Here is a 23503-nt window from a genome sequence, read left to right as displayed (position 1 = left end):
CCACTACGGGCGCGGATGGAACGGCGGCCCGGCGAACGGGCCGTCCCGCCGGGCCGGACGGACCGGTCCCCCACGGCGCCGAGGGCCGTTTCGCCGGGGCGAACGGCTCCGGCCGGGCCGGCCCGCGCGATCAGCCGAGGACGACGGAACGGGTCAGGTTCCGCGGCCGGTCCGGGTCGAGACCCCGGGCCCGCGCGACCACGACCGCGAGCCGCTGGGCGCGGACCAGGTCCGCCATCGGGTCGGTGCCCTCCGGCGTGGTCACCAGCAACGCGCCCGCCGCCCGGATGTCCGCGCCGAGCCCGTCGGGCGGCGTCCCGAACACCCACACGGCGCGCCCGGGAGCCGCGATCGACACCGGCCCGTGCCGGTACTCCATCGCCGGGTAGCCCTCCGTCCACGCGCCGGCCGACTCCCGCATCTTCAGCGCCGCTTCGAGCGCGAGGCCGTACGCGAAGCCCTGGCCGAGGAACGTCCACTGCTCGGCGTCCGCCACGCCCGCGGGCAGCGGGTCGCGCACGGCCGCCTCGGCGTCGCGCGCCGCGTCCGCCACCGTCCGCACCCCGGGCGGCAGCGGGCCGTTCGCTTCGAGCGCCGCCCGGAGGAACGCCAGCGCGCTGGTCGCGAACCGGGTCTGCACCACCGACTCCTCGTCCGCGTAGTCGAGCACCACGACGTGCGGCGCGACCCGCGGCACGGGCGCCGCCGGGTCGGCGGTCACCGCGAGCACCGGCGTGCCGGGCCGCAGCGTCCGCAACGCGCCGAGCAGATCGAGCACTTCGGTGGTCGTGCCTGACCTGGTCAGCGCCACGACCCGGTCGTAGGCCCGGCCGGCGGGGAACTCGGACGAGGGAAACGCGTCCGTCTCCCCCTGCCCCGACGCCTCGCGCAGCGCCGCGTACGCCTGCGCCATGAACCAGGACGTGCCGCAGCCGGTCACCGCGACCCGCTCGCCCGGCCGGGGCAGCGCGCCGGGGGAGCCCGTGCGCGCGTCCGCAGCGGCGCGCCGCCAGCACTCGGGCTGGGTGGCGAGTTCCTGTTCGGTGCGGGTGGGGGTGTTCCCGGCGGCGGGCGCGGGCCGTTGAGGCGTCTCGGCTGGCATGGGGCGGCTCCTCGCGGTGTCGAAGCGGTGTCGGCTCCCGTGGTCCGGCGGGCGGGGCGCACGGCGGTGCCACGGAGGGAAGACTGTCCGCGCCGGCTCATAAAATGTCCGGATGGGCGGGGAAAGCGTGGGAGACGAGGCACACGGGGAACGCGGGGAACGCGGGGAGCGCGCGTCCGGTGAGGTGCCCGCGGAGCGGGGGCCCGAGGGGCCGACCGCGGCGGGGGACGGCGAACGCGGCGCCGCGGCGCCCGAGGCGGCGGCCGGTGCGGACACCGGCGCGGAGGACGCGGTCGGTGGGGCCGGTGGGGAGAACGCGGCCGGTGATCCGGGCGCGGCCGGGTGCGGCGGCGGGCCGGCGGCGGCCGGCGGGCTGTCCGAGCGCGACCTGGCGGTGCTCGCCGTCGAGCGCAGGAGCTGGACCGGCCCCGGCGCCAAGGAACGCGTGATCCGGGAGCGGCTCGGCATATCCCCGACGCGCTACTACCAGTTGCTGAACGCGCTGCTCGACGACCCGCGCGCGCTGGCCCACGACCCGGTGACCGTCAACCGGCTGCGCCGACTGCGCGAGAGGCGCCGCACGCGCCGCTGACCGGCGGGCCCGGGGCGTCGGCAGGGCGGCGGGTAGGGTCATGTACATGGGCAGCCTTCCCGTACCCACCACGGACGCCGGCCGCGCCGGCCTCGCCGCGCTCCTCCGCAGCCCGGAGCGAGCCCTGATCGCCGCCGACTTCGACGGCACCCTGGCCCCCATCGTTCCCGATCCTGAGCAGGCGCGGCCCCACCCCGACGCCGTGCCCGCGCTCGCCGCGCTCGCCGGTCGGGTCGCCGCCGTCGCCATCGTCACCGGCAGGCCCGCCGAGGTGGCCGTCCGCCTCGGCGGCTTCGCCGGCCACCCGGAGCTGGCCGGTCTCGTCGTGCTCGGCGCCTACGGCGCCGAGCGCTGGGAGGCCGCCACCGGGCGGCTGACCACCCCGCCGCCGCACGCGGGCGTCGCCGCCGCCCGCGAGGAGCTGCCCGGCCTGCTCGGCGCGAGCGGCGCGTCGGTCGAGGACAAGGGCAACGCGCTGGCCGTCCACACCCGGCGTGCGCCCGACCCGGCGGGCGCGTTTGCGGCCCTGCGCGCCCCGATGACCGACCTCGCCGCGCGGCACGGCCTCACTCTGGAGCCGGGCCGCTTCGTGCTCGAACTGCGTCCGCCCGGCATGGACAAGGGCGCCGCCCTGACCGCGCTGGTCCGCGAGACCGGCGCGGAGGCGTTGCTCTACGCGGGGGACGACTTGGGCGACCTGGCGGCGTTCGAGGCCGTGGCCGGGCTCCGCGAGAGCGGCGTCGCCGGGCTGCGCGTGTGCAGCGGCAGCGCGGAGGTCGCGGAGCTGGCCTCGGCCGCCGACCTCACCGTGGACGGCCCGGGTGGCGTCGCCGCCCTGCTCGCCGGCCTCGCCGCGCAGCTGCCCCCGCCGTCCGCCGGTTGAGTCCAGCCCCTGCCCGGCCGGGCGGAAACCCGTGACCGGGCGGAACCCCTGGCCGGGCGGGGTCGCCTGCTGACCGAAGGCCGCTGCTCACCGGAGCGCCCCGCCGACCGGCACTCCCGCGCCGCGCCGCAGGCCGCCGGCCGACCGGTGGGCACCGGTCCTGGCGAGGTGCCCGGCCCGCCGATGGGCCGGGCACCTCACCAGGCCCGGCGCCCCGGCCCACCGGGGCGCCGCGGCTCAGGCCGCGCCGGCCGGGGACGCCCCGAGCGCCGTGAGCTGTTCGAGGAACCACGTCTTCGGCGGCAGGGCCGTGGCCGCCGCCGACAGGCGCTTGGTGCGCCGGTCGCGCTCGTCCACGTCCATCGACAGCGCCAGGTGCAGGGCCTGCGCGGTGCCGGCGATGTCGTACGGGTTCACCAGCAGGGCGTCCTCGCCCAGCTCCGCCGCGGCGCCCGCCTCCCGGGACAGCACCAGCGCGCAGCCCCGTTCCGAGACCACGGGCACCTCCTTGGCGACCAGGTTCATCCCGTCCCTGATCGGGTTGACCAGCGCCACGTCCGCCATCCGGTAGGCCGCGAGCGACCGCGCGAAGTCGTCCTTGACGTGCAGCACCACCGGCGTCCAGCCCTCGGTGCCGAACGCCGCGTTGATCTCCTCCGCGACCCGCGACACCTCGGCCGTGTACTCCCGGTACACGGCCAGGTCCTGCCGGGACGGATAGGCGAACGCGATGTGCGTCACCTGCCCCCGCCACCGCGGCCGGTCCGTGAGCAGGCGGCGGAACGCGAGCAGGCCGCGCACGATGTTCTTGGACAGCTCGGTGCGGTCCACGCGCACGATCGTGCGCACGTCACCGACCTGCTCGCGCAGCGCGGCGAGCCGTTCGTCGACGTCGGGCCGGAACGCGCGGTCGCGCAGGAACGCCGCGTCCGAGCCGAGCCCGTGCACGCCGAGCCGGGTGGTGCGGCCCTCGTGGGTGACCTCCCACCCGTTCACCTCGGCGCCCAGCAGGTCGGCGCAGCAGTCGGCGAACGCGCGCGCCCAGCGTTCGGTGAGGAACGCGGCCCGGTCGGCGCCGAGGATGCCGAGCAGCACCCGCCGGGCCACGGCGTCGGGCAGCACCCGGAACAGCTCGGGCGGCGCCCACGGGGTGTGGGAGAAGTGGCCGACGCGCAGGTCGGGCCGGCGTTCGCGGAGCAGTCCCGGCACCAGGGACAGGTGGTAGTCCTGCACGAGCACCGCGGCGCCCGGCGCGGCCTCGGCCGCGAGCGCGTCAGCGAAGGCGGCGTTGTACGCCTCGTAGTGCTCCCACTGCCCCTCGAAACCGGCGTCGAACACCGGCTCGAACGGAGTCTGGTACAGCAGGTGGTGGACGAACCAGAGCACGGAGTTGGCGATGCCGTTGTACGCGGCGTCGAACGTGTCGGGCGGGATGTCCAGCATCCGCACCACCTGGCCGCCGGTGTCGGCCGGGTCGAGGCGCCCGCCGGGGCGCCGCCCGGCGGCGGCGCGGTCCCCTGCGCCGAGCGCGGCGCAGACCCAGGTGCCGGTGCCGGGTTCGAGCGCGCTGAGCCCGGACACCAGGCCGCCGCCGCCGCGCTTGGCGGTGAGCGAGCCGTCCGCGCCGAGGGCGTAGCTGACCGGGCCGCGGTTGGATGCGACCAGGACCTGGCCCGCCGCCCCGGGCCCGCCGGGGGAGCCGTCCCGCGGGGCCGTGTCGTGCGTTCCGTGCGTGTCGTGCTCGTTGTGAGTCACGCGCGTTTGTCTAGCCATTCACTCCGTCTTCCAAACGTGCGTCCCGTCACACCGGCCCCAGTGCCCGCCGCCCGCCGCGGCGCGGTGCGGCGGGCGGAACCGGGTCGCTCGGGGGGCTACGCGGCCCGCCGCGCCGCGTATTCGGGGATGGTGGCCATCGGGGGGCGCTCCTCTGCGTTGATCGGGTGAGTCAGGGCCCGGAAACCGCCCTCGTCGGTGCGTTCGAACTGCGTCAGGCCGAGGCGGATCGGCATCACCGTGCCCGGCAGGCGGCTCTGCGCGGTGCGCATGATGGCCGTGGCCATGCGGCCGAGCGCCTGGCCGTCCTGGTGCCGGTGCTTGCGCACGCCCACGTCGACCTGGCCGAGGGCGTCGAGGCCCGCCAGGTTCAGCGTGTCGATGAGCATGCCCAGCTCCACGCCGTACCCGACGGGGAACGGCAGCTGCTCAAGCAGCGAGCGCCGCGCCGCGTACTCGCCGCCGAGCGGCTGGACCACGCCGGCCAGCAGGGGCCAGTGCAGGTTGAGCAGGGGGCGGGCGACCAGTTCGGTGACGCGACCGCCCTCGCGGGCGCCCGAGGGGTTGTCGCCGAGCGGGCGGTCGTACATCGCCTTGACCATCTGGACGCCGGGCTCGGTGAGCAGCGGCCCGAGGATGCCGGAGACGAACCGCGAGTCGAAGTCCCGCAGGTCCGCGTCGACGAAACAGACGATCTCGCCGCTCGTGGCCAGCAGGGACCGCCACAGCACCTCGCCCTTGCCGGGGACGGCCGGGACGCGCGGGAGTATCTCGTCGCGGTGCACGACCTTGGCCCCGGCCGCCGCGGCGACCTCCGAGGTCCGGTCGGTGGACCCCGAGTCCACCACCATCAGCTCGTCGATCAGTGGCAGGTCGTCCATCAGGTCGCGCCGCAGCGTCTCGACGATCGTCCCGACGGTCGCTTCCTCGTTCAGTGCGGGGAGTACCACGCTGACACTCCCCGCCGCGCCTGCTGCCCGCTTCGCGTGCAACAGCTGCGCCGGTGAGCGGTCAGCGGCGTCCCAGGACCGGCGGGCCAGCCACTCCTCTGCCTCTTCCAGCACGAATGTCGCTCCTGTCGCGTTCGGCCACATTTAACCTGTATGGCCGTATCTGCCCCTTACTGGCGGGGTCCGAACCCGCTGGGGCAGGTTTCTTGAGCTTTCTCGTGGTCTCCCGCGTGTCTCGCGGATCGGACGGCCCGGGCCATTGTCGGGGACGTCCGTTACAGTCTCGGACAGCGCAGGTGTCCTCCGCATATCGGGACCCTGATGCCGACAACTGCACACCGCTCATCCAGAGGGGCAGAGGGAACGGCCCGTAGAAGCCCCGGCAACCCTTCCGCCGGTCTCGTGACGTACACGAGGTCACCGGTGGGGAAGGTGCCAATTCCGTCCCGCGGCGAGATACGTCGCGGGGAAGATGAGGAGAAGGGCCTCGTACCCATGTCCGTGCCGACAGCATCCGGTCCCGCACACAGCGCCACCGGCAGCCACGCGACCGACACCGCACCCCGCGACCACACCCCCGCAGCCGAGAACGGCGCCCCCGCCGTCGATCTCGGCCCCGCCGCCGCGCTCTCCTGCCGCGAGTGCGGGGAGCGCTTCCCGCTCACCCCGGCGTTCGCCTGTACGTCCTGTTTCGGACCCCTGGAGATCGCCTACGACCTGCCGCTCGGCGACCCCGAGGCGCTCCGCCGCCGGATCGAGTCCGGCCCCGCGAGCATCTGGCGCTACGCGCCGCTGCTGCCGGTGCCCGCCGACGTCGCGGACAAGCCCAACCTGAACCCGGGCTGGACCCAGCTGATCAAGGCCGACCGGCTCGCCGCCGAGCTGGGCGTCACCGGCGGCCTGTACCTCAAGGACGACTCGGGGAACCCGACGCACTCCTTCAAGGACCGGGTCGTCGCGAACGCCGTCGAGGCCGCCCGCGCCTTCGGCTTCACCACGCTCTCCTGCTCCTCGACGGGCAACCTGGCCGGCGCCGTGGGCGCCGCCGCCGCCCGCGCCGGGCTGCGCTCGTGCGTCTTCATCCCGCACGACCTGGAGCAGGGCAAGGTCGTGATGGCCTCCGTCTACGGCGGGGACGTCGTCGGGATCGAGGGCACCTACGACGAGGTGAACCGTTTCTGTAGCGAACTGATCGGCGACCCGGCGGGCGAGGGCTGGGGGTTCGTGAACGTGAACCTGCGCCCCTACTACGCCGAGGGCTCCAAGACCCTCGCGTACGAGATCTGCGAGCAGCTCGGCTGGCGGCTGCCCGACCAGCTCGTCGTCCCGATCGCCTCGGGTTCGCAGCTCACCAAGATCGACAAGGGCCTCAAGGAGCTGATCGCCACGGGTCTGGTCGAGGACCGGCCCTACCGGATCTTCGGTGCCCAGGCCACCGGCTGCTCGCCGGTCGCCCAGGCGTACAAGGCCGGGCACGACGTGGTGCGGCCGGTGCGCCCCGACACCATCGCCAAGTCGCTCGCGATCGGGAACCCGGCGGACGGCCCCTACGTGCTCGACATCGCCCGGCGCACCGGCGGCGCGGTCGAGGACGTGTCCGACGAGCAGGTCGTCGACGCGATCAAGCTGCTCGCGCGCACCGAAGGAGTCTTCGCCGAGACCGCGGGCGGGGTGACCCTGGGCGTGACCAGGAAGCTCATCGAGTCGGGCGCGCTCGACCCGGCCCTGACCACCGTCGTCCTGAACACCGGCGACGGCCTGAAGACCCTGGACGCGGTGGCCCCGACCACGGGCCCGTCCGCGATCATCCGTCCGAACCTCGACTCGTTCCGAGAGGCTGGTCTCGCATCATGAGTGTGACTGTCCGAATCCCGACCATCCTGCGCACCTACACCGGCGGCCTGAGCGAGGTCACCGCCGAGGGCGGAACGCTCCGCGAGGTGCTGGACGACCTCGAACGCAACCACAGCGGGATCGCCGCCCGGGTGCTCGACGACGACGGCAGGCTGCGCCGTTTCGTGAACGTCTACGTGAACGACGACGACGTGCGCTTCGCCGATGGCCTGGGCACGTCCACCCCGGACGGCGCAGGCGTGTCGATCATCCCGGCCGTCGCCGGCGGCTGACCCGGCCGCCCCGCACCCGACGCCGCGCGCCGCCCCGCGCCCGTTCCGGGCCCGGGGCGGTCGCGTGTGTCCGGAACGCTAAAGTGGCCTGGCCCGGACGGCGGCCCGTCGGGCAAGGGCGCTCCGCATGTGAATTCACGACACTTCACGCGGACATTGTGCGGAAAATTGGTGCACCAATTGTCGGGTTGATGCTTTTGGTCACCGGCGAAAACTTCAACTTTCAAGCGATATGCGGTTTTTGCCCGTTCTGGCGCCCCAAGAATTCTCTGCCGAATGGCCTGTTGCACTGGGCGTCCGTGCAGATACATTCAGCGGCGGTCGACGCGTTCCGGCGTACACCCCCCGACCGCCCGGGGGTGGGGTCTGAGAGGTCTGACCCGGGCCCGCGAAGTGCGGTCTCGTGAAAGGGCCGGCAAAATGGGGAGTTTGGAATGGCTCAGGGCACCGTCAAGTGGTTCAACGCGGAGAAGGGCTACGGCTTCATCGCGGTAGACGGTGGTGCGGACGTGTTCGTCCACTACAGCGCGATTCAGATGGACGGCTACCGCACCCTGGAAGAGGGACAGCGGGTCGAGTTCGAGATCTCGCAGGGACAGAAGGGGCCACAGGCCGACATGGTCCGAGTGGCAGCCTGATTCGCCGACCGTACCGCGGCACCTCACGCCAGGGCCCGCGTTCCCCCAGGGGAACGCGGGCCCTGACGCGTGCGCGCGCCGGTGCCCCGCGCGCGAGGCGGCTCCGCGGCGGGCGGTGGCCCGGCGCGGGCCGGGGCGCTGACCTGCCGCGCTTCCCTGTCTGCTTGCACTCTCCGGGCCAGAGTGCTAATCATGGCGTTAGCACTCTGAAGGCGAGAGTGACAGCAAGGACCGGTTCGGTGAGGTCCAGGGGACGGCGGCGCAAGGAGCCGCCGGCCACGGGGCCGTCCGTCGCGGGCGCCAGCGCGGTCCGGAGCAATCCACCCCAGTCCTGGGAGGACCACTTCACATGGCCAAGATCATCGCGTTCAACGAGGAGGCGCGGCGCGGCCTTGAGCGCGGGATGAACCAGCTCGCCGACGCCGTCAAGGTCACGCTCGGCCCCAAGGGCCGGAACGTCGTGCTGGAGAAGAAGTGGGGCGCCCCCACGATCACCAACGACGGTGTCTCGATCGCCAAGGAGATCGAGCTGGAGGACTCCTACGAGAAGATCGGCGCCGAGCTGGTCAAGGAGGTCGCCAAGAAGACGGACGACGTGGCCGGCGACGGCACGACCACGGCGACCGTCCTCGCCCAGGCGCTGGTCCGCGAGGGGCTGCGCAACGTTGCGGCGGGCGCCAACCCGATGGCCCTCAAGCGGGGCATCGAGGCGGCCGTCGAGAAGGTCTCCGAGGCCCTGCTGAGCCAGGCCAAGGAGGTCGAGACCAAGGAGCAGATCGCCTCCACCGCCTCCATCTCGGCCGGCGACACCCAGATCGGTGAGCTGATCGCCGAGGCCATGGACAAGGTCGGCAAGGAAGGCGTCATCACGGTCGAGGAGTCGCAGACCTTCGGGCTTGAGCTGGAGCTCACCGAGGGCATGCGCTTCGACAAGGGCTACATCTCCGCCTACTTCGCCACCGACATGGAGCGCATGGAGGCGGAGCTTGAGGACCCCTACATCCTCATCGTGAACTCCAAGGTCAGCAACGTGAAGGACCTCCTTCCGCTGCTGGAGAAGGTCATGCAGTCGGGCAAGCCGCTGCTGATCATCGCCGAGGACGTCGAGGGCGAGGCCCTGTCGACCCTCGTCGTGAACAAGATCCGCGGCACCTTCAAGTCCGTCGCCGTCAAGGCCCCGGGCTTCGGCGACCGCCGCAAGGCCATGCTGGGCGACATCGCGATCCTCACCGGCGGCCAGGTCATCTCCGAAGAGGTCGGCCTCAAGCTGGAGAACGCGACCCTCGACCTGCTGGGCCGCGCCCGCAAGGTCGTCATCACCAAGGACGAGACCACCATCGTCGACGGTGCCGGCGACAGCGACCAGGTCCAGGGCCGGGTCAACCAGATCCGCGCCGAGATCGACGCCTCGGACTCGGACTACGACCGCGAGAAGCTCCAGGAGCGTCTGGCGAAGCTGGCCGGCGGCGTGGCCGTCATCAAGGCCGGCGCCGCCACCGAGGTGGAGCTGAAGGAGCGCAAGCACCGCATCGAGGACGCGGTGCGCAACGCCAAGGCCGCCGTCGAGGAGGGCATCGTCGCCGGTGGTGGCGTGGCCCTGCTCCAGGCCGGCTCGGCGCTGGAGAAGCTGGAGCTGGAGGGCGACGAGGCCACCGGTGCGGCCGCGGTCCGCCTGGCCCTTGAGGCCCCGCTGAAGCAGATCGCGGTGAACGCCGGCCTTGAGGGCGGCGTCGTCGTGGAGAAGGTGCGCAACCTTCCCCAGGGCCACGGCCTGAACGCGGCGACCGGCGAGTACGTCGACCTGCTGGCCGCGGGCATCCCCGACCCGACCAAGGTCACCCGCTCGGCGCTCCAGAACGCGGCGTCCATCGCGGCGCTGTTCCTGACCACCGAGGCCGTCATCGCCGACAAGCCGGAGAAGACCCCGGCCGGTGGCGGCGACGCCGCCGGTGGCATGGGCGGTGGCATGGACTTCTGAGCCACGCGCTCGGAGGCCACGCCGCGCGCACGCGCGCACGGTGCACAAGGGCGGTACCCCACGGGGTACCGCCCTTCGCCGTGCCCGCCCCCGCGACCTGCGGGGGGCGTTCGTCCGCTGCCGGGGGCGGCGCGATCCGCCGGGGCCGTTCCCCCGCGACCGGCCGGGGGCCGCCCGTACGTCCGCGACCCGCCGGGGTGCGTTCTGCCGCAGCCTGCCGGGGCCGTTTCCTCGCGACGCGCCGGAGGCGGTGCGTTCCGCCGGGGGGCACGGCGTGGCGCGGTCGGCCCCGGGGTACTCCGGGGCGGGAGGGGCAGGGCAGCGAGAACACCGGAGGAGTACCCATGCACGCGCTCACCAGGGGACTGCTGGCCGGCGCGGCCGGCACGGCCGCCCTCAACATCGCCACCTACGCCGACATGCTGGTCCGCGGCCGGCCCGCGAGCAGCACCCCCGACCAGGTCGCCGACGAACTCGCCGTACGGGCCGGCATCAACCCGGGCGACGACGAGCACGCGCCGGCGCGCGAGCAGGCCGCGGGCGCCCTGCTCGGATACGTCACGGGGCTCGGCGTGGGCGTCGCGTACGCGGTGTTCCGCGCGGCCGGGTGCTGCTTCCCGCACCGGCTGGCAGGGCCGGCCCTCGCGGCGGCGGCCATGGCGAGCAGCGACGTGCCCGCGGCGGCGCTCGGCGTGACCAGACCGGGCACGTGGCGGGCGGCGGACTGGGCGGCGGACGTGTTCCCCCACCTGGCCTACGGCGTCACCACCGCGTGCGTGTACCGCGCCCTGCGGAACGCCTGACCGCGCCCCGCGCCCTGCGGTAGGGCTCGCGCCCCGCGGCGGTGCCCGGCGCGGGGCGCGTGGTGGTGCCCGCGGCGCGCGGTCGTGCTCGGTGCCGCCCGGGGCGCGTCGTGGCATCTGGTGGCGCGCGGTGGCGTTCCGAGGGGCCCGGCATGCCCTGGCGCGCCCGGGAGGGCGACCGTTGACGCGGGGGTCTGCGAGCCCGGGATTCAGCCGAGGCGGGCCAGCGCGGCGTGCAGGGCCGGAACGACCCGGGCGTCGAGCAGGGCGCGGCGTTCGGCGCCGTACCCGCGCGGAGCCACCTCGACCAGCATGATCAGGTACAGGTAGCAGCGGTAGAGCGCCATCCGCGCGTGCGCGGCCTCATCGAACGCCGTCCTGCCGCCGGCCGCCGCGTACCCCGCGAGCAGCGCGGCGTCGTCCTCGGGCCCGCCCAGCAGGTTGAGCGAGGCCAGTTCGGCCAGCGGGTCGCCCCACATCATGCGCTCGCCGTCGATGAGGGCGCTGATCGCGCCGTCGGCCAGCAGGACGTTGCCCTCCCACAGGTCGAAGTGCACCACCGAGGGCACCGCGACCTCGTCGAGGGCGGGCGCCGCGGCCTCCGCGAGCGCGCGCACGCGGTCGGCCGGCACGGGCAGGGGAACGGCGAAACGTTCCGCGTCGGCGAGCACCGCCGCCAGCATCGCGAGAAACGTGCCGCGCCAGCCGTTCGCGGCCGGTACCGCGCCGCCCGGGTAGCCGAAACGCGGTCCCGCGACGCCGTGCAGACGCCCGGCCAGCACGCCCAGGTCGCGGCGCAGCCGGTCCCGTTCCGAAGCCGGCGGGGGCGCCTGGTGCCAGCCGCTGCCCCGGCACTCGGTCATCAGCACGAAGTCGCGGTCGGCCGCGACCACCTCGGGCACCGGGACCCCCGCCTCCGCGGCGGCCCGGAAGAAGGCGGCCTCGCCGCGCAGCAGGTCCCGTTCGTGGGTGAGGGCCGGGGCGTGCCGCGGCGGCGGCAGCTTCAGCACCAGCCGGGCGCCGTCGCGCAGCCGCAGGCGCAGCAGCGTGTTGTAGGTGCCGCCGGCCATGGGCGCGCACGCGGTCACCTCGGCCGCCGGTATGCCGGCCGTGCCGAGACAGCGTTCCGCGTCGCCGGGCAGGGACGTGCCCGGCAGGGTTGTACCCGGTGCGGACGTGCCCGGCGGTCGCGGGTCGGTCACGCGCGCGCCGCCGTCAGGGCCGCGCGCAGGTGGCCGCCGTGGCGCGTCAGCAGACGGTCGGCCGTGGGCGCGTCCACCTCGCCCAGAATGGTGAGGATCGCGTGCTTCACCTCACCGCCGGTCGCCGTCAGCGCCTCCTCGACCACGCCGGCGGGTGCGCCGGTGGCGAGGTGCACGATGCGCCGCGACCTGGCCCGCAGCTTCTCGTTCGAGGCGCGCACGTCGACCATCAGGTTCCCGTAGGTCTTGCCGAGGCGGATCATGCTGATCGTCGAGATCATGTTCAGCACGAGCTTCTGCGCGGTGCCCGCCTTCAGACGCGTTGAACCGGCGATCAGCTCGGGCCCGACGACGACCTCGATGCCGTGTTCCGCCGCCGCGGCCAGGGGCGAGCCCTCGTTGCACGAGACACCGATGGTGAGCGCGCCCCTGGCGCGCGCGTGCTCGACCGCGCCGACCGCGTACGGCGTGCGCCCCGAGGCCGAGACGCCGACGACGACGTCGTCCGCGGTCAGCCCGCGCGCGTCGAGGTCGTCCGCGGCCAGCCGCTTGCTGTCCTCCGCGCCCTCGACGGCGGACACCATGGCCTCGGGGCCGCCGGCGATGAGGCCGACGACCTCGTCGGGCGAGGTGTTGAACGTCGGCGGGCACTCGCTCGCGTCCAGCACGCCGAGCCGTCCCGCGGTCCCGGCGCCCAGGTACAGCAGGCGTCCGCCGCGCGCCATCCGTTCCGCCGCCGCGTCGATCGCTGCGGCGATGCTCGGCAGTTGTGCGGCGACGGCGCCGGGCACGGTGGCGTCCCCCGCGTTCATGACGCGGGCGATGTCGAGCGTCGTGCGCCGGTCGATGTCGGCCAGGTCGGGGCGGTGTGCCTCGGTCGTCAGCGAATCGAAGTCGGTGGACATCGGAAGCGGCTCTCCGGAGTGGGTGGGTCAGCGGACGCGTGGCGAATGGCGGTGGGCGAGCGCTTCGTAACTCGCGTGCAGCGCGGGCGCGGCGGACTCGTACGTCCGCTGGGCCACGCCGATGAACAGGCAGTCGACCACGAGCAGCTGGCTCGTGCGGCTCGACATGGCGGCCGGCCGCAGCTCGCTCTCGCGAGCGGTCGACGTGGTCAGCACGTGGTCGGCGTACTGGGTGACCTCGCCGTCCGGGCGGCCGGTGATGGCTATCGTCGTCGCGCCGTGGTCGAACGCGGCCTGGAGCGGCTCGATGACGTCCACGGTCCGGCCCGAGTGGGTGATGGCCACGGCGACGTCGCCGGTGCGCAACTGCACCGCGTTCGTGACGGCCAGGTGCGGGTCGGCGTGCGCGTGGGCCACCAGGCCGATGCGCAGCAGCTTCTGCGCGAGGTCCTGGGCGACGAGGGAGGAGGCGCCGATGCCGTACACGTCGATGCGCCTGGCCGTGGCCAGGGCGCCGACGCACGCCTCCAGCTGGGGCACGTCGAGCGAGCCCGCGGTGTCGGTGAGGGTCTGCCGCTCGTCGGCCGTGAGCTTGGCGACGACCTCGCTCATCGGGTCGTCCACGGAGATGTCGGCCGTGACGGCGGGCGCGGCGCCCGACGCCTGCTGCGCGGCGAGGCCTGCCAGGGCGAGCCGCAGGTCGCGGTAGCCGGGGTAGCCGAGCAGGCGGGCGGTGCGCACGACGGTGGCCTCGCTGGTCCCGGTGCGCTCGGCGAGGCCGGTCACGGTGAGCGCGGCGCAGCCGGCGGGGTCGCCCGCGACCGCTTCGGCGACGCGTTGCATGGAACGGGTCATCGAGGGGGCCATGGTCCGCACCTTGGCGGCGAGCGCGGCCGGCTCGGGAGGAGCGAACCGGGGGGTGACGGCGACGGGACGCGGTCTGCCGCTCCGGCGGGCGAAATTTTCCTTCATCGCACTCCTCACAGCTGAAACGTATTTTCGACCGCGCTGGCCCGTCAAGCCCTCCGGGACTCCCGGTCGGGTCGGAAAACGGCCGGAACTCTGGTCCAATGGTCGGTATGGAACAGCCGGCTTCGGAAGAGGCACTGCACCGGGGCAGGGCCTTGGTGCTCGCCGACCTCGCGGCGGACGGTGTGGCCGGCCCCGAGGAAGTGTCCATGCTGGAACAGGCAGTTTCCCACCGCCGCTGGTGGTGCGACCAGTGGCCGGAGGGGGCGGTTTTCGTCACCGGGCTGCTCGCGCAGGACGTTCAGGACGAATTGCTGGCGCGGCGCGGCAGGTGGCCGTTGTGCCCGGTCTGCGTGGAACTGGAACCGCACGCGCTCGACGTCGAACCGGAACTGGGCGAGGACCCGCACTGGGTCTGCGGCGTCACGGGCCGGCCGGTGGCCGCGGTCGGCTCGCTCGCGGGGGCGCGGCAGTGACGGTCTTCATCGATCCGCCCACGTGGCCGGGCCACGGGCGGATGTGGTCGCACCTGGTCAGCGACGTGTCGTTCGCCGAACTGCACGCGTTCGCGGCGCGGCTCGGCGCGCCGCCGCGCGCGTTCGAGCGCGACCACTACGACGTGCCCGCCGAACGCTACCGGGCGGCCGTCGCGCTCGGCGCGGTGGAGGTCGGCAGCAAGGAGCTGGTGCGCCGGTTGAGCGAGGCCGGGCTGCGGCGGCGCAAGCACGGCGCGCGTTCCGGCGCGCGCGGCGAGCCCTGAGGCGCGGGGCGCGAGGGTGCCTTCGGGTACGCGGGCGTGTCCTCGGGCGCGGGGCGTTCTCGGGCGCCGGGGTGCCCGCCGGCGTGCGGGTGGGTCCGGGCGCGGGGGCGGGCGGGGAACGGAGCGGGACGCGGCGCGGCGCCTCGGCCGACGTGCCGCGTTCCCGGGCCGGCGGCGGGCATCCTGAACGGCATGAGCGCACCGCCCACGTCCTCGCCCCTGCCGCCGCACCACGCCGCCGCCCTGCTGCGCCACTTCGCCGACCTGCGCGAAGGCACCCACGGGGGGACGGCGGTCACGAGGGAGCAGAAGGAGGAGCTGTTCGGCCGGGCCGTCGCGCTCCTCGACCCGCCCGCGCGGCAGGTGCTCGCCGAGATCGACAGCCACCTGCTGCTCGGCACCGGCGACCCGGCGGCCTCGGGCGTCCACCGCACCCCCGAGGGCGTGGCGGCGCGGTGGACGCTCAGCTGGCCGGAGCAGCGCGAGGCGGGCGCGCCGCCGCTTGAGCTGTGCGCGCACTACGGGACCGCGTTCCACCACCCGCACCTGAGGGGAGCGACGGTGGGGGAGTGGCCGCTGAACGTGTTCACGGCGGAGCAGGCCGCCGCCGAGATCCCCACCCTGCGCGCCATCGTGGCGGCCGACCTGCACAATCTCGTGTTCCGGCACGACTACCGCATCGTCCCGGCGAGCCGCTGACCGCGAGCCGCCGGTCCGCGGGCCGGTAGCCCGTCCGGTGACCGGTCCGCCTGTCGGGGGTCTGCCGGCCGTGGGGCGGTGCGAGGCGCGGGGCGCGGAGGTGTGCCGGGAATGCGACCGGGCCCGGCTCCGTTGACCGACCGTGTCAGCTCTCCCCACGCCCGCTCCGGGGGCCGCGTTCCGCCTGCCGCTCGCCGTGTACATCCTCGGCGCGGCGGTGTTCGCGCTCGGTACCTCGGAATTCATGCTGTCCGGGCTGCTGCCCGAGGTCGCCGACGACTTGGACGTCTCCATACCCAGCGCGGGCCTGCTGATATCCGCCTTCGCGATCGGCATGGTCGTCGGCGCCCCCGTGCTGGCCGCGGCGACGCAGCGGCTGCCGCGCCGGACCACGCTGGTGGGCCTGCTCGCCGTCTTCACGGCCGGCCACGTGGTCGGGGCGCTCGCACCGGGTTACGGGGTGCTTTTCGTCTGCCGGGTGGTGAGCGCGGTGGCGTGCGCCGGCTTCTGGGCCGTGGGCGCTGCCGTCGCGATCTCCCTCGTGCCACCGCAGGCCCGCGCGCGCACCATGGCCGTGATGCTCGGCGGCCTGAGCATCGCCAACATCGCGGGCGTGCCGGGCGGCGCCGCCCTCGGCCAGAGCCTCGGCTGGCGTTCGGCGTTCTGGGCCGTCGCGCTGATGTCGGCCGTCGCACTCGTCGGCGTGCTCCTCTTCGTGCCGCGCACCTCACCGCAGGACACCGCGGCCCACCGCCCCGCCCTGCGCACCGAACTGCGCGTCTACCGCGACCCCCAGGTGTGGCTCGCGATGACCACGACCGCGCTGTTCGCCGCGGGCACGTTCTGCTTCTTCTCGTACCTCGCTCCGCTGCTCACCGACGTGGCCGGCCTCGACGAGGGCTGGGTGCCCGCCGTGCTCGTCCTGTACGGCATCGGCGCGCTCATCGGAACGGTCGTGGGCGGCCGGCTCGCCGACGCGCACATGTTCGGCACGCTGTACGCGGGCCTCGGCTCCGCCATCGTCGTGCTGGTGCTGATCGCGCTCTTCGCGGAGTACGCGCCGGCCGTGATCGTGCTCTCCGGCCTGTTCGGGCTCGGTGCGTTCCTGTGCTCGCCCGGCCTCAACGCCCGCATCTTCGAGGTCGCCGCCGGCGCGCCCACGCTGGCCGGAGCCACCACCACCTCGTCGTTCAACACCGGCAACACCATCGGCCCGTGGGCCGGCGGCCTCGTCATCGGCGGCGGCCTCGGCTACGCCTGGACCGCGTGGCTCGGCGCGCTGCTCGTGGTCGCCGCGCTGGGCGGCGCGTGGCTCCAGTCCCGCGCCGTCCAGCGCGCCGGGCGCCCGGCGCGCCCGGCGCGCCCGGTCGCCGGAGGCGCGGACGCCGCGCCCCGCGGCGCCGGTCGGCCGACCGGCGTGCCCGAGAGCACCGGCGTGCCCGAGGGGACGCACGCGGGCGAACGCTGAAAGCCGCCGCCCGGCTGAGGTCGTCGGCCGGTGCTCACCCGCGCGGGCGCGCGGGGAGGCGGGCGCCTCGCGCCGAGCGCCGCACGCCCGGCACGGGGCGCCCGGGGCGGCGTCAGCCGGTGAGCAGCCGCAGTTCGCCGTGCACGTTGAAGCGCGCCGTGGCCTCCCAGTGCTCCGCGCCGTACGGGGTTTTGAACAGCCGGGGCAGCGCGAGCAGCCGCCGCAGCACTTCGGCGCGGCCCTCGCGGAACGCCGCGTCGTCCACGAAGTGGTACTCCTGGCGCACCGCCGCCGCATAGGCGGCGTACGCGGCCGGCGGGCCGGCGAGGACGCCGAGGTCGGCGTCGCACAGGACCGCGCCGTTCCTGTCGTCGTCGGCCGGCGCGTGGCCCGCGGTCAACCGGACCAGGCGGGCCACCTCGGGGGCGCGCGAGTCACCGGCGAGCAGGCGTTCGGCGAGCGACGCCGACCGCTCCTCGTTGTCCGGAGCGCGCGGGTCGTACACCGCGTCGTGGAACCAGGCCGCGAGTTCGACCGCCTCCGGATCCTCCGCGAACTCCCGCAGCGGCACCAGCCGTTCCAGCACATCCCGCAGGTGCGTCACCGTGTGGTAGCGGCGGTGCGGCTCGCCCCAGCGGGCCAGCAGCTCCTCGCGCACCGGTGGCGTGAGTGGCGTTTCGCGCTCCGTCGGATCACGACCCATGCCCCCATTGTCGCCCCCCGACCGCCCGCCTGCCCGAGGGCCGGCGGCGCGTCACGCCGGCGCGCGGGAGTCGTCACGCCGACGCGGGGAGTCGTCCCAGCACTCCCCGCAGCCCGGAGCCGACGGTGTCCTCGTCGCCGAGGTCGAGCCCGTGCGTGACCTCGTACCAGGGGCCGAGGCGGTGCCAGAGCAGGGCGCGGTCGCGCAGGTCCCGGGACACCCCGTAGGCGGCGGCGAACGCGGCGGCGAACGAGGGCGGGCCGCCGAACAGCGGCCAGACCACGTCGTTGGCCGGGTCACCGATGTGCGCGTCGCAGAAGTCGATCACTCCGGTGAGCAGGTCCCCCCGGGCCAGCACGTGCTCGGGGCCGAGGTCGCCGTGCACCAGGGCGTGCGCGGGCAGGTCGCGCACCGCCGCGAGCACCGCCGCGCCGGACGCGCGCCGGTCAGCCGGAAGCAGCGGAAGCACCCGCGCGCGGAAGTCCGCCGCGTGGGCCGCGCGCTCCTCGCGCGCCGCACGCGCCGAGGGCGCGCCGTGCCGTACCGCCTCGGCGGCGTCCACCGCGTGCAGCGCCCGCAGGAAAGCGCCGAGGGCGCGGCCGTGCCCGGCACCCGGCGCCGTCAGCGGCCGACCGGGGACCAGGGCGTGCCGGACGACCAGCGGATCGTCGAAGACGACGCGCGGCACCGGAACGGCCAGCGGCAGCGCCGGGGCGAGCCACGGCATCAGACGGGTCTCGGCGCGCAGCCGGCCGGCGACCTCGGGACGGCGCGGGCGGCGTTCGACCCAGCGGCCGTCCACCAGCCGCGCCTCGCTGTCCCAGCCCGCCGTGAACCCCTGCGCGAACTCCTCTTCGGCACACTCCTCTTCCGCGAGCGCCTCCGCGCCGTCCCCCGCGCTGCCCCGCGCGCGTTCCTCCGCCGCTGCCGCGCGCCGGCCGGTTCCGCTCTCCGCCACCGGCACACCGTAGCCCGCGGCCGAACGGGCCCGCCCGGGATTTCCCGGCGGCGCGGGCGCCCCGGCCTCAGGCGGCGGCCGACTCGGCCGCCTCGCGCAACGGCCCCGGCAACGGCTCCGCGTGCAGCACCAACAGCCCCGAGACCGCCCTGGTCAGCGCGACGTACAAGCGGCGCAGGCCCGTTCGCTCGTCCGGCTCCCCCGCGACTATGGCGGCCGGCTCGTCGAGCACCACGTAGTCGTACTCAAGACCCTTCGCCAGCGAGGCGGGCACCAGCGTCAGCCGGGAGTCCGCCGACGTCTCCGTGCCCGGCGCGAGATGCGTGAGACCGGCCGCGGACAGCGCCCCGGCCAGCACGGGGACGCGGGCGTCGGCCGCGATCAGGCCGACGGAGCCCTCGTTGCGCAGCACCTCGGCGCAGGCCGCGGCCACCGCGGCGGACAGCTCGGCCTCCGGCACCGGGCGCACGGCCAACGAGCCCGGTGAGTCGCGCACGGACGTGGCCTCGGACAGCTCGGGCGCGATCGCGGGCAGCAGCCGCGAGGCGTACGCGATCACGGTGCGCGGCACGCGGAAGCCCTGCGTCAGCTCCTCGACGGCCGCCTCCGGCTTCCCCAGGTGCGCGAGCGCGGCGGCCCAACTCGGCGTCGCCCACGGCGTGGTCCCCTGCGCGATGTCACCCAGAACGGTGATGGAACCGGTGCTGCACCTGCGCCCCACCGCCCGGTACTGCATCGGCGACAGGTCCTGCGCCTCGTCGAGCACCACGTGCCCCAGCGAGCCGGTGCGTTCCACCAGGTCCCTGACCTCGTCGATGAGAACCGCGTCGGCGGGCGACCAGCGCGCCGACTTCACGCCGCGCGGCGGCTTCTCCCACAGGATCGCCCGCTGTTCGTCCGCGTCGAGGATCCCGTCGGCCTGCTCGGCCAGGAACGCGGCGTCCGACAGCAGCCGCAGCACCAGTTTCGCCGGATCGACCCGCGGCCAGCAGGACGTGATCGCGGCCTTCACCGCGGGGGTGCGCGCCACGGCGTTCTGCACGCGGTCGTCCGGCGCCTCGCCCGCGCGTTCCATCCGCACCAGAACGGCGTGTGCGATCCGCTGCGGCAACGCCTCGCGGGCCGAGCCGTACCGCAGGTCGCGGGAACGCAACTCCTCTACGATCTCCTCCAGTTCGGGAACGGGGACGCGCCAGTGCCGGGAGCCTCGCACCACGACCACCGGCTCCGTCGGCAGCCGCACCCCTGACCGCACCGCCCGCCGGAGCACCTCGGCCATCCGCGCGTCGCCCTTGAGGGTGGCCGCCCGCGCGGTGTCCGTGCCGCGCACCTCGACGTGCGCGACGAGTTCGTCCACGGTGGCCTGTTTGACCTCCATCTCGCCCAGCGCGGGCAGTACTTGTTCGATGTAGCGCAGGAACGACCGGTTCGGACCGATCACAAGCGTGCCGCTGCGCGCGAGGCGTTCCCTGTGGGTGTACAGCAGGTACGCCACCCGGTGCAGGCCCACGGCGGTCTTCCCCGTGCCGGGCGCCCCCTGGACGCAGATCGAGCCGGAGAGCGAGGTGCGGACGATCTCGTCCTGCTCCGGCTGGATCGTCGCGACGATGTCGCGCATCGGGCCGACGCGCGGCCGTTCGATCTCGCGCCGGAGCAGCGCGCTGCCGCGTTCGGCCTCGGCGGGATCCGACAGGTGCTCGTCCTCGTAGGCGGTCAGGTCGCCGCCGTCGTAGCCGAACCTGCGGCGCAGCGCGATGCCCTGCGGGTCGCGCTTGGAGGCCCGGTAGAACGGCTGCGACACCGGCGCCCGCCAGTCGATGACCATCGGGTCGCCGTCGGCGTCGTGCACGTGGCGGCGGCCGATGTAGTAGCGGTGCCCGCTCCCGCCGTCGTCGTCCACAGCCTGTGCGTAGTCGAGGCGGCCGAAGAACAGCGGAGTGCCGGCCAGGTCGGCGAGAGCCTTGATGCGCAGGTCGACCTCGGAACGCAGCACCTCGGCGTTGACCCAGTTCGCCGTGACGTTGGTCAGGTCGAGGGCTTCGGCGTCGGCGCGCATGGCGCGCAGCGCGGCGCGCGAGGCGGCGAGGTGGTCGCGTTCCGAGTCGAGAGGGGAGCGGGCGGGCACGGCGGAGCCTCCGGTGGTGCGTGGTCGGTGCGGGCTCGCCGGCCGGTTGCCGTCCGGCCGACTCCTGCCGGGCGCCGCGGTCCGGGGCCGGAGGAGGGGAAGCACGGCAGCTTAGGGGCGGCCGGGGCGCGGGGCAAATCCTTTTCGGCGGCAGGGGGCTGGTGGCCGGTGTGCCGGTGCGTCGGTGCGTCGGTCGTGGCGGACCGGTGGCCGGTGGCCGGGAGTTGGGTGTGCGGCGTGGGGCGGAGCCGCGCGCCGGTCGGCTGTCAGTGGTGCCGGTCAGAATGGGCGCATGGAACCTTCGGTGATCGTGCAGGGCATGTGGGACCGGATGCAGGCGAGGGACTGGGCGGGTGTCGGCGCGTCGTTCGCCGAGGAAGCGGTGGTGGAGTGGCCGGTGAGCGCCGAGCGCATCGTGGGCCGGGACAACTTCGTGGCTGTCAACGCGGAGTATCCGGAAGGCTGGTCGATCCGGGTGCTGCGCGTCGTCGCGCACGGCGACGAGGTCGTGTCGGAGGTGGAGGTGCCGCACGAGGAGATGGGCGTGCACCGGGTGGTGTCCTTCTGGACGGTGCGGGACGGCAGGATCGTCCGGGGCCGGGAGTACTGGAGCACGCTGGGCGCGGACCCCGCGCCGCGATGGCGGGCCGCGTACGTTCAGCCCATGTGACCCGGGCGCGCCTGGCCGCGCTCACCGGCCCGGGGCGTGCCGGGGGCGCGGTGAGCGCGGGGGCGGCGGCTACGCGTGCCCGGACTCGGGGCGGCCGAGATGCCGGAGGAAGAAGGCGACCGTCTCCTCGGCGACCCGGGCCCGGGTGAGCCGGCCGCCCGGGTCCGTTTCCAGGAAGTCCTCGTGGCGGACCTCAGGGCCGGCGGAACGCCCCTCCGCCGTGCGGATGCTGTTCAGGTAGGGCGCGATGTGCTCGGGGAACGGGTTGATCGTGTCGGCCTCGCCCCAGCGGATCCCCACCGGGACCCGGACGGCCTTCAGGCTCTCCTCCGTCATCAACCCGCCGAGCGCCGGCGCCACTTGGAAGGCGGCCCGCACCCGGGAGTCGGAGACGTCGGCACCGGCCCCGTCGAGCGCGGCCCGCAGCTCGTGCGCCGGCACCTTCTTCCGCAGCGCCTCCAGGACATCGGGGAACTCCGGGATGGCGGGCATGGGCACGTGCCCCGCCAGCAGAGCGGTCACGGGCACCGGGTCCACCCGCGCGCCTGCCAGCGCCGCGACGGTGTAGCCACCGAGGGAGAACCCCACGGCGCCGACCGGGCCGAGCGGCCCGTCGAGTGAGAGGGTGTCGAGGACGAACGTGACGTCCTTCGGCCGTTCCCAGACGAACAGGAACCCTTCGGGTTCGTAGCCGTCGACGAGATTGTTGCCGTGGTGGTCGATGGCGACCGCCCGGAACCCCGCCTCCGCCAGCGGCAGGGCCAGCCACTCCATGGTGCCCGCGGAACCTCCGGTGCCGTGCGAGACGACGACCAGCGGGGCGGGCGCGGCCAGGGGACGTTCCGGCTCCCACACATGGACGCGCACGGGACGCGGACGTTCCGGATGGCGCAGGTCGCGTCGGGACCCGTCACGCAGTTCGTGTATCCGCGGTTGCCCCCGCGTGGTGGACGTCATGTGCGCATCCTAGAAGCCGGGCCGTGAGCGCTCGCGGCGCCCGGGCCGTTCCCGCCTGGGCGCGCCGCGCGCGGGCACGACGGGCACGCGTGCGGAACGGCGAGGACGGGACACGGACGTGCGCGTGGGCCCGCGGTCTTTCGAAGCGCGTTGAGGGCGGACCGCGGGCCTTGCCCGCATTCCGTGCGGAACGCACGCGGGGGAGAGCCGACGGGGCACAGGGGCGCGGGCCCGCCGTCGTGCGACGCCGGGCCCGCGCGTGGGCGCGACGTGCGCCCGTTCGCTGCTGTCCGGGGCGCGAAGGCCGCCGGCGGGTCAGCAGGTCAGAGCGGCAGCCCGTCGAGGATGCCGGCCAGCTTCACGGGGTCGAGCAGGAAGCCGGTGTGGCTCGTTTCGAGGGTGTGCACCTCGTACGGGTTGTCGGGCGTCAGGGCGTCGGCCTCGGCGATCAGGCGGTCCTGCATCGCCACGGGCAGGGAACGGTCGTGCGCGAGGCGGATGTAGGTCCTGGCGACCGTGCCCCAGGTGTCGGCCCGTACGCGCGCGTCCGACATCATCACCGCGAGGGACTCGTCCGGTTGCAGGATGTTGAGGAACGCCATGAACTGCGCGTCGGTGCCGTCCGCCATGATCGCCGCCTTGAGGGCGCTGAGCAGGGCCGGGTCGGCGCTGCGGTAGTTGGCCCGGCCGACGCCGAGCACGGCGGGGTCGCCGACGTTCAACGCGGCCAGCGGGCCCAGCAGATTGTCGGCGAACTCCGGCTCCTGCATGTACTCGATGGGGTTCGAGCGCTCCACACAGGACCACGCCGAGATGTACACGAGCCGGTCGACCAGGTCGGGGATCTCGTTGCCCACGCCGGTGATCGTCATGCCGCCGAGGCTGGCGCCCACGAGAACCACCGGCCCGTGCTCGGCCACCTTGCGAACGACGTCGACGACCATGTCGACGTTGTCCCGCAGGGCGACCCCGGCCAGGGTCGACGGCTCGGCCGCCCACGCGTCGAGGTCCTGCGGAGCCTGGTAGGCGGCCGGGTACTGCGCGTCGAAGCCGTGCCCCGGCAGATCGACGGCGTAGCTGCGGTGGCCGAGCAGGGTCAGCGCGCGCTGGACCGGGGCCCACATGAACGAGTTCGAGCCGGAGCCGTGCACGAGGACGAACGTGGGGCGCGCGGCGCCGGCCTGCCGGCGCGAGTCGGTGTCAGGGACGGTATTCATACGGTCTGTTCCATGTTCTGTGTCT

The 23503-nt window shown here is 74.5% G+C and carries 23 protein-coding genes and 1 riboswitch; of the genes, 12 read left to right on the top strand and 11 right to left on the bottom strand.

Annotated features, from left to right (window positions below; translation table 11 throughout):
• Positions 1-130: 130 nt before the first annotated feature.
• Positions 131-1102 carry an SIS domain-containing protein gene (locus LC193_RS12715; protein WP_226074124.1) on the bottom strand — a complete coding sequence of 324 codons (972 nt, stop codon included), beginning with the start codon at positions 1100-1102 and terminating at the stop codon, positions 131-133.
• A 373-nt stretch (positions 1103-1475) separates the two neighbouring features.
• Here LC193_RS12715 and LC193_RS12710 point away from each other — a divergent pair, with 373 nt between their 5' ends.
• Both LC193_RS12710 and otsB read left to right on the top strand, forming a co-directional pair.
• Positions 1476-1694: a DUF3263 domain-containing protein gene (locus LC193_RS12710; RefSeq protein WP_226078570.1), complete on the top strand. Its 219-nt coding sequence runs from the start codon at positions 1476-1478 to the stop codon at positions 1692-1694.
• Between the two features lie 46 nt (positions 1695-1740).
• The gene (gene otsB / locus LC193_RS12705) at positions 1741-2577 is read left to right on the top strand and encodes a trehalose-phosphatase (protein WP_226074123.1); all 837 of its coding nucleotides are present in this window, start codon (positions 1741-1743) and stop codon (positions 2575-2577) included.
• Between the two features lie 237 nt (positions 2578-2814).
• Here otsB and LC193_RS12700 read toward each other — a convergent pair whose 3' ends face one another.
• Positions 2815-4242, bottom strand: coding sequence for an alpha,alpha-trehalose-phosphate synthase (UDP-forming) (locus LC193_RS12700; protein WP_226078569.1), 1428 nt, complete (start codon positions 4240-4242; stop codon positions 2815-2817).
• Positions 4243-4448: 206 nt separating this feature from the next.
• Entirely contained in the window at positions 4449-5414 is a 966-nt protein-coding gene (locus LC193_RS12695) for a glucosyl-3-phosphoglycerate synthase (protein WP_226074122.1), read from the bottom strand.
• A gap of 225 nt (positions 5415-5639) precedes the next feature.
• Positions 5640-5779, top strand: a riboswitch (SAM riboswitch).
• 16 nt (positions 5780-5795) lie between these two features.
• Here LC193_RS12695 and thrC point away from each other — a divergent pair.
• The 5 genes from thrC (at position 5796) to LC193_RS12670 (ending at position 10845) form a co-directional block, all read left to right on the top strand.
• The gene (gene thrC, locus LC193_RS12690) at positions 5796-7154 is read left to right on the top strand and encodes a threonine synthase (protein ID WP_226074121.1); all 1359 of its coding nucleotides are present in this window, start codon (positions 5796-5798) and stop codon (positions 7152-7154) included.
• Complete coding sequence (locus tag LC193_RS12685) at positions 7151-7426, top strand: MoaD/ThiS family protein (protein ID WP_226074120.1); 276 nt, start codon at positions 7151-7153, stop codon at positions 7424-7426. Before thrC ends, LC193_RS12685 begins: the two co-directional genes overlap by 4 nt.
• Before the next feature lie 434 nt (positions 7427-7860).
• Positions 7861-8064 (top strand): cold-shock protein, encoded by a 204-nt coding sequence (locus LC193_RS12680; RefSeq protein WP_003949956.1) that lies wholly within the window; start codon positions 7861-7863, stop codon positions 8062-8064.
• Positions 8065-8413: 349 nt separating this feature from the next.
• On the top strand, positions 8414-10042 hold the full coding sequence (gene groL, locus LC193_RS12675) for a chaperonin GroEL (RefSeq protein ID WP_086159938.1): 1629 nt from the start codon (positions 8414-8416) through the stop codon (positions 10040-10042).
• A gap of 344 nt (positions 10043-10386) precedes the next feature.
• Complete coding sequence (locus LC193_RS12670; protein ID WP_226074119.1) at positions 10387-10845, top strand: hypothetical protein; 459 nt, start codon at positions 10387-10389, stop codon at positions 10843-10845.
• A gap of 209 nt (positions 10846-11054) precedes the next feature.
• Here LC193_RS12670 and LC193_RS12665 read toward each other — a convergent pair whose 3' ends face one another.
• From LC193_RS12665 to LC193_RS12655, 3 genes are read right to left on the bottom strand one after another with little or no spacing between them, the layout of a single operon-like run.
• Entirely contained in the window at positions 11055-12047 is a 993-nt protein-coding gene (locus LC193_RS12665) for a phosphotransferase family protein (protein WP_226074118.1), read from the bottom strand.
• Positions 12044-12952: an N-acetylmuramic acid 6-phosphate etherase gene (murQ, locus tag LC193_RS12660; RefSeq protein ID WP_226074116.1), complete on the bottom strand. Its 909-nt coding sequence runs from the start codon at positions 12950-12952 to the stop codon at positions 12044-12046. The genes LC193_RS12665 and murQ overlap by 4 nt, the downstream gene beginning before the upstream one ends.
• Positions 12953-12979: 27 nt before the next feature.
• Positions 12980-13924 carry a MurR/RpiR family transcriptional regulator gene (locus tag LC193_RS12655; protein ID WP_226074114.1) on the bottom strand — a complete coding sequence of 315 codons (945 nt, stop codon included), beginning with the start codon at positions 13922-13924 and terminating at the stop codon, positions 12980-12982.
• 98 nt (positions 13925-14022) lie between these two features.
• On the opposite strand from LC193_RS12655, the gene LC193_RS12650 reads away from it, so the two are divergent.
• The 4 genes from LC193_RS12650 to LC193_RS12635 all read left to right on the top strand — a co-directional run bounded on the left by LC193_RS12650 (position 14023) and on the right by LC193_RS12635 (position 16848).
• Positions 14023-14397 (top strand): hypothetical protein, encoded by a 375-nt coding sequence (locus tag LC193_RS12650; RefSeq protein ID WP_404819405.1) that lies wholly within the window; start codon positions 14023-14025, stop codon positions 14395-14397.
• Positions 14394-14681 (top strand): DUF4031 domain-containing protein, encoded by a 288-nt coding sequence (locus LC193_RS12645; RefSeq protein WP_226074112.1) that lies wholly within the window; start codon positions 14394-14396, stop codon positions 14679-14681. Before LC193_RS12650 ends, LC193_RS12645 begins: the two co-directional genes overlap by 4 nt.
• A 192-nt stretch (positions 14682-14873) precedes the next feature.
• The gene (locus tag LC193_RS12640; RefSeq protein ID WP_226074110.1) at positions 14874-15380 is read left to right on the top strand and encodes a hypothetical protein; all 507 of its coding nucleotides are present in this window, start codon (positions 14874-14876) and stop codon (positions 15378-15380) included.
• 184 nt (positions 15381-15564) lie between these two features.
• Complete coding sequence (locus LC193_RS12635) at positions 15565-16848, top strand: Cmx/CmrA family chloramphenicol efflux MFS transporter (RefSeq protein WP_226078568.1); 1284 nt, start codon at positions 15565-15567, stop codon at positions 16846-16848.
• A gap of 112 nt (positions 16849-16960) precedes the next feature.
• Here LC193_RS12635 and LC193_RS12630 read toward each other — a convergent pair whose 3' ends face one another.
• From LC193_RS12630 to LC193_RS12620, 3 genes are all read right to left on the bottom strand, one after another.
• Complete coding sequence (locus LC193_RS12630; RefSeq protein WP_226074108.1) at positions 16961-17551, bottom strand: HD domain-containing protein; 591 nt, start codon at positions 17549-17551, stop codon at positions 16961-16963.
• 73 nt (positions 17552-17624) lie between these two features.
• Positions 17625-18509: a phosphotransferase gene (locus LC193_RS12625; RefSeq protein ID WP_226074106.1), complete on the bottom strand. Its 885-nt coding sequence runs from the start codon at positions 18507-18509 to the stop codon at positions 17625-17627.
• Positions 18510-18576: 67 nt separating this feature from the next.
• The gene (locus LC193_RS12620; protein WP_226074104.1) at positions 18577-20634 is read right to left on the bottom strand and encodes a HelD family protein; all 2058 of its coding nucleotides are present in this window, start codon (positions 20632-20634) and stop codon (positions 18577-18579) included.
• Positions 20635-20926: 292 nt separating this feature from the next.
• Between LC193_RS12620 and LC193_RS12615 the strand changes: the two genes are divergently transcribed.
• Complete coding sequence (locus LC193_RS12615; RefSeq protein WP_226074103.1) at positions 20927-21304, top strand: nuclear transport factor 2 family protein; 378 nt, start codon at positions 20927-20929, stop codon at positions 21302-21304.
• 69 nt (positions 21305-21373) lie between these two features.
• On the opposite strand, the gene LC193_RS12610 is transcribed toward LC193_RS12615, so the two are convergent.
• Together LC193_RS12610 and LC193_RS12605 are read right to left on the bottom strand one after the other, a co-directional pair.
• Entirely contained in the window at positions 21374-22261 is an 888-nt protein-coding gene (locus LC193_RS12610) for an alpha/beta hydrolase family protein (RefSeq protein WP_226074101.1), read from the bottom strand.
• Positions 22262-22584: 323 nt separating this feature from the next.
• Complete coding sequence (locus tag LC193_RS12605) at positions 22585-23478, bottom strand: alpha/beta fold hydrolase (RefSeq protein WP_226074099.1); 894 nt, start codon at positions 23476-23478, stop codon at positions 22585-22587.
• Between the last annotated feature and the right edge of the window lie 25 nt (positions 23479-23503).

This window comes from Streptomyces marincola (assembly GCF_020410765.1).
GTDB lineage: Bacteria > Actinomycetota > Actinomycetes > Streptomycetales > Streptomycetaceae > Streptomyces > Streptomyces marincola.
The sequence above is the reverse complement of the archived record's forward strand: the minus strand, read 5'-3'. Positions and strand labels throughout refer to the sequence as shown.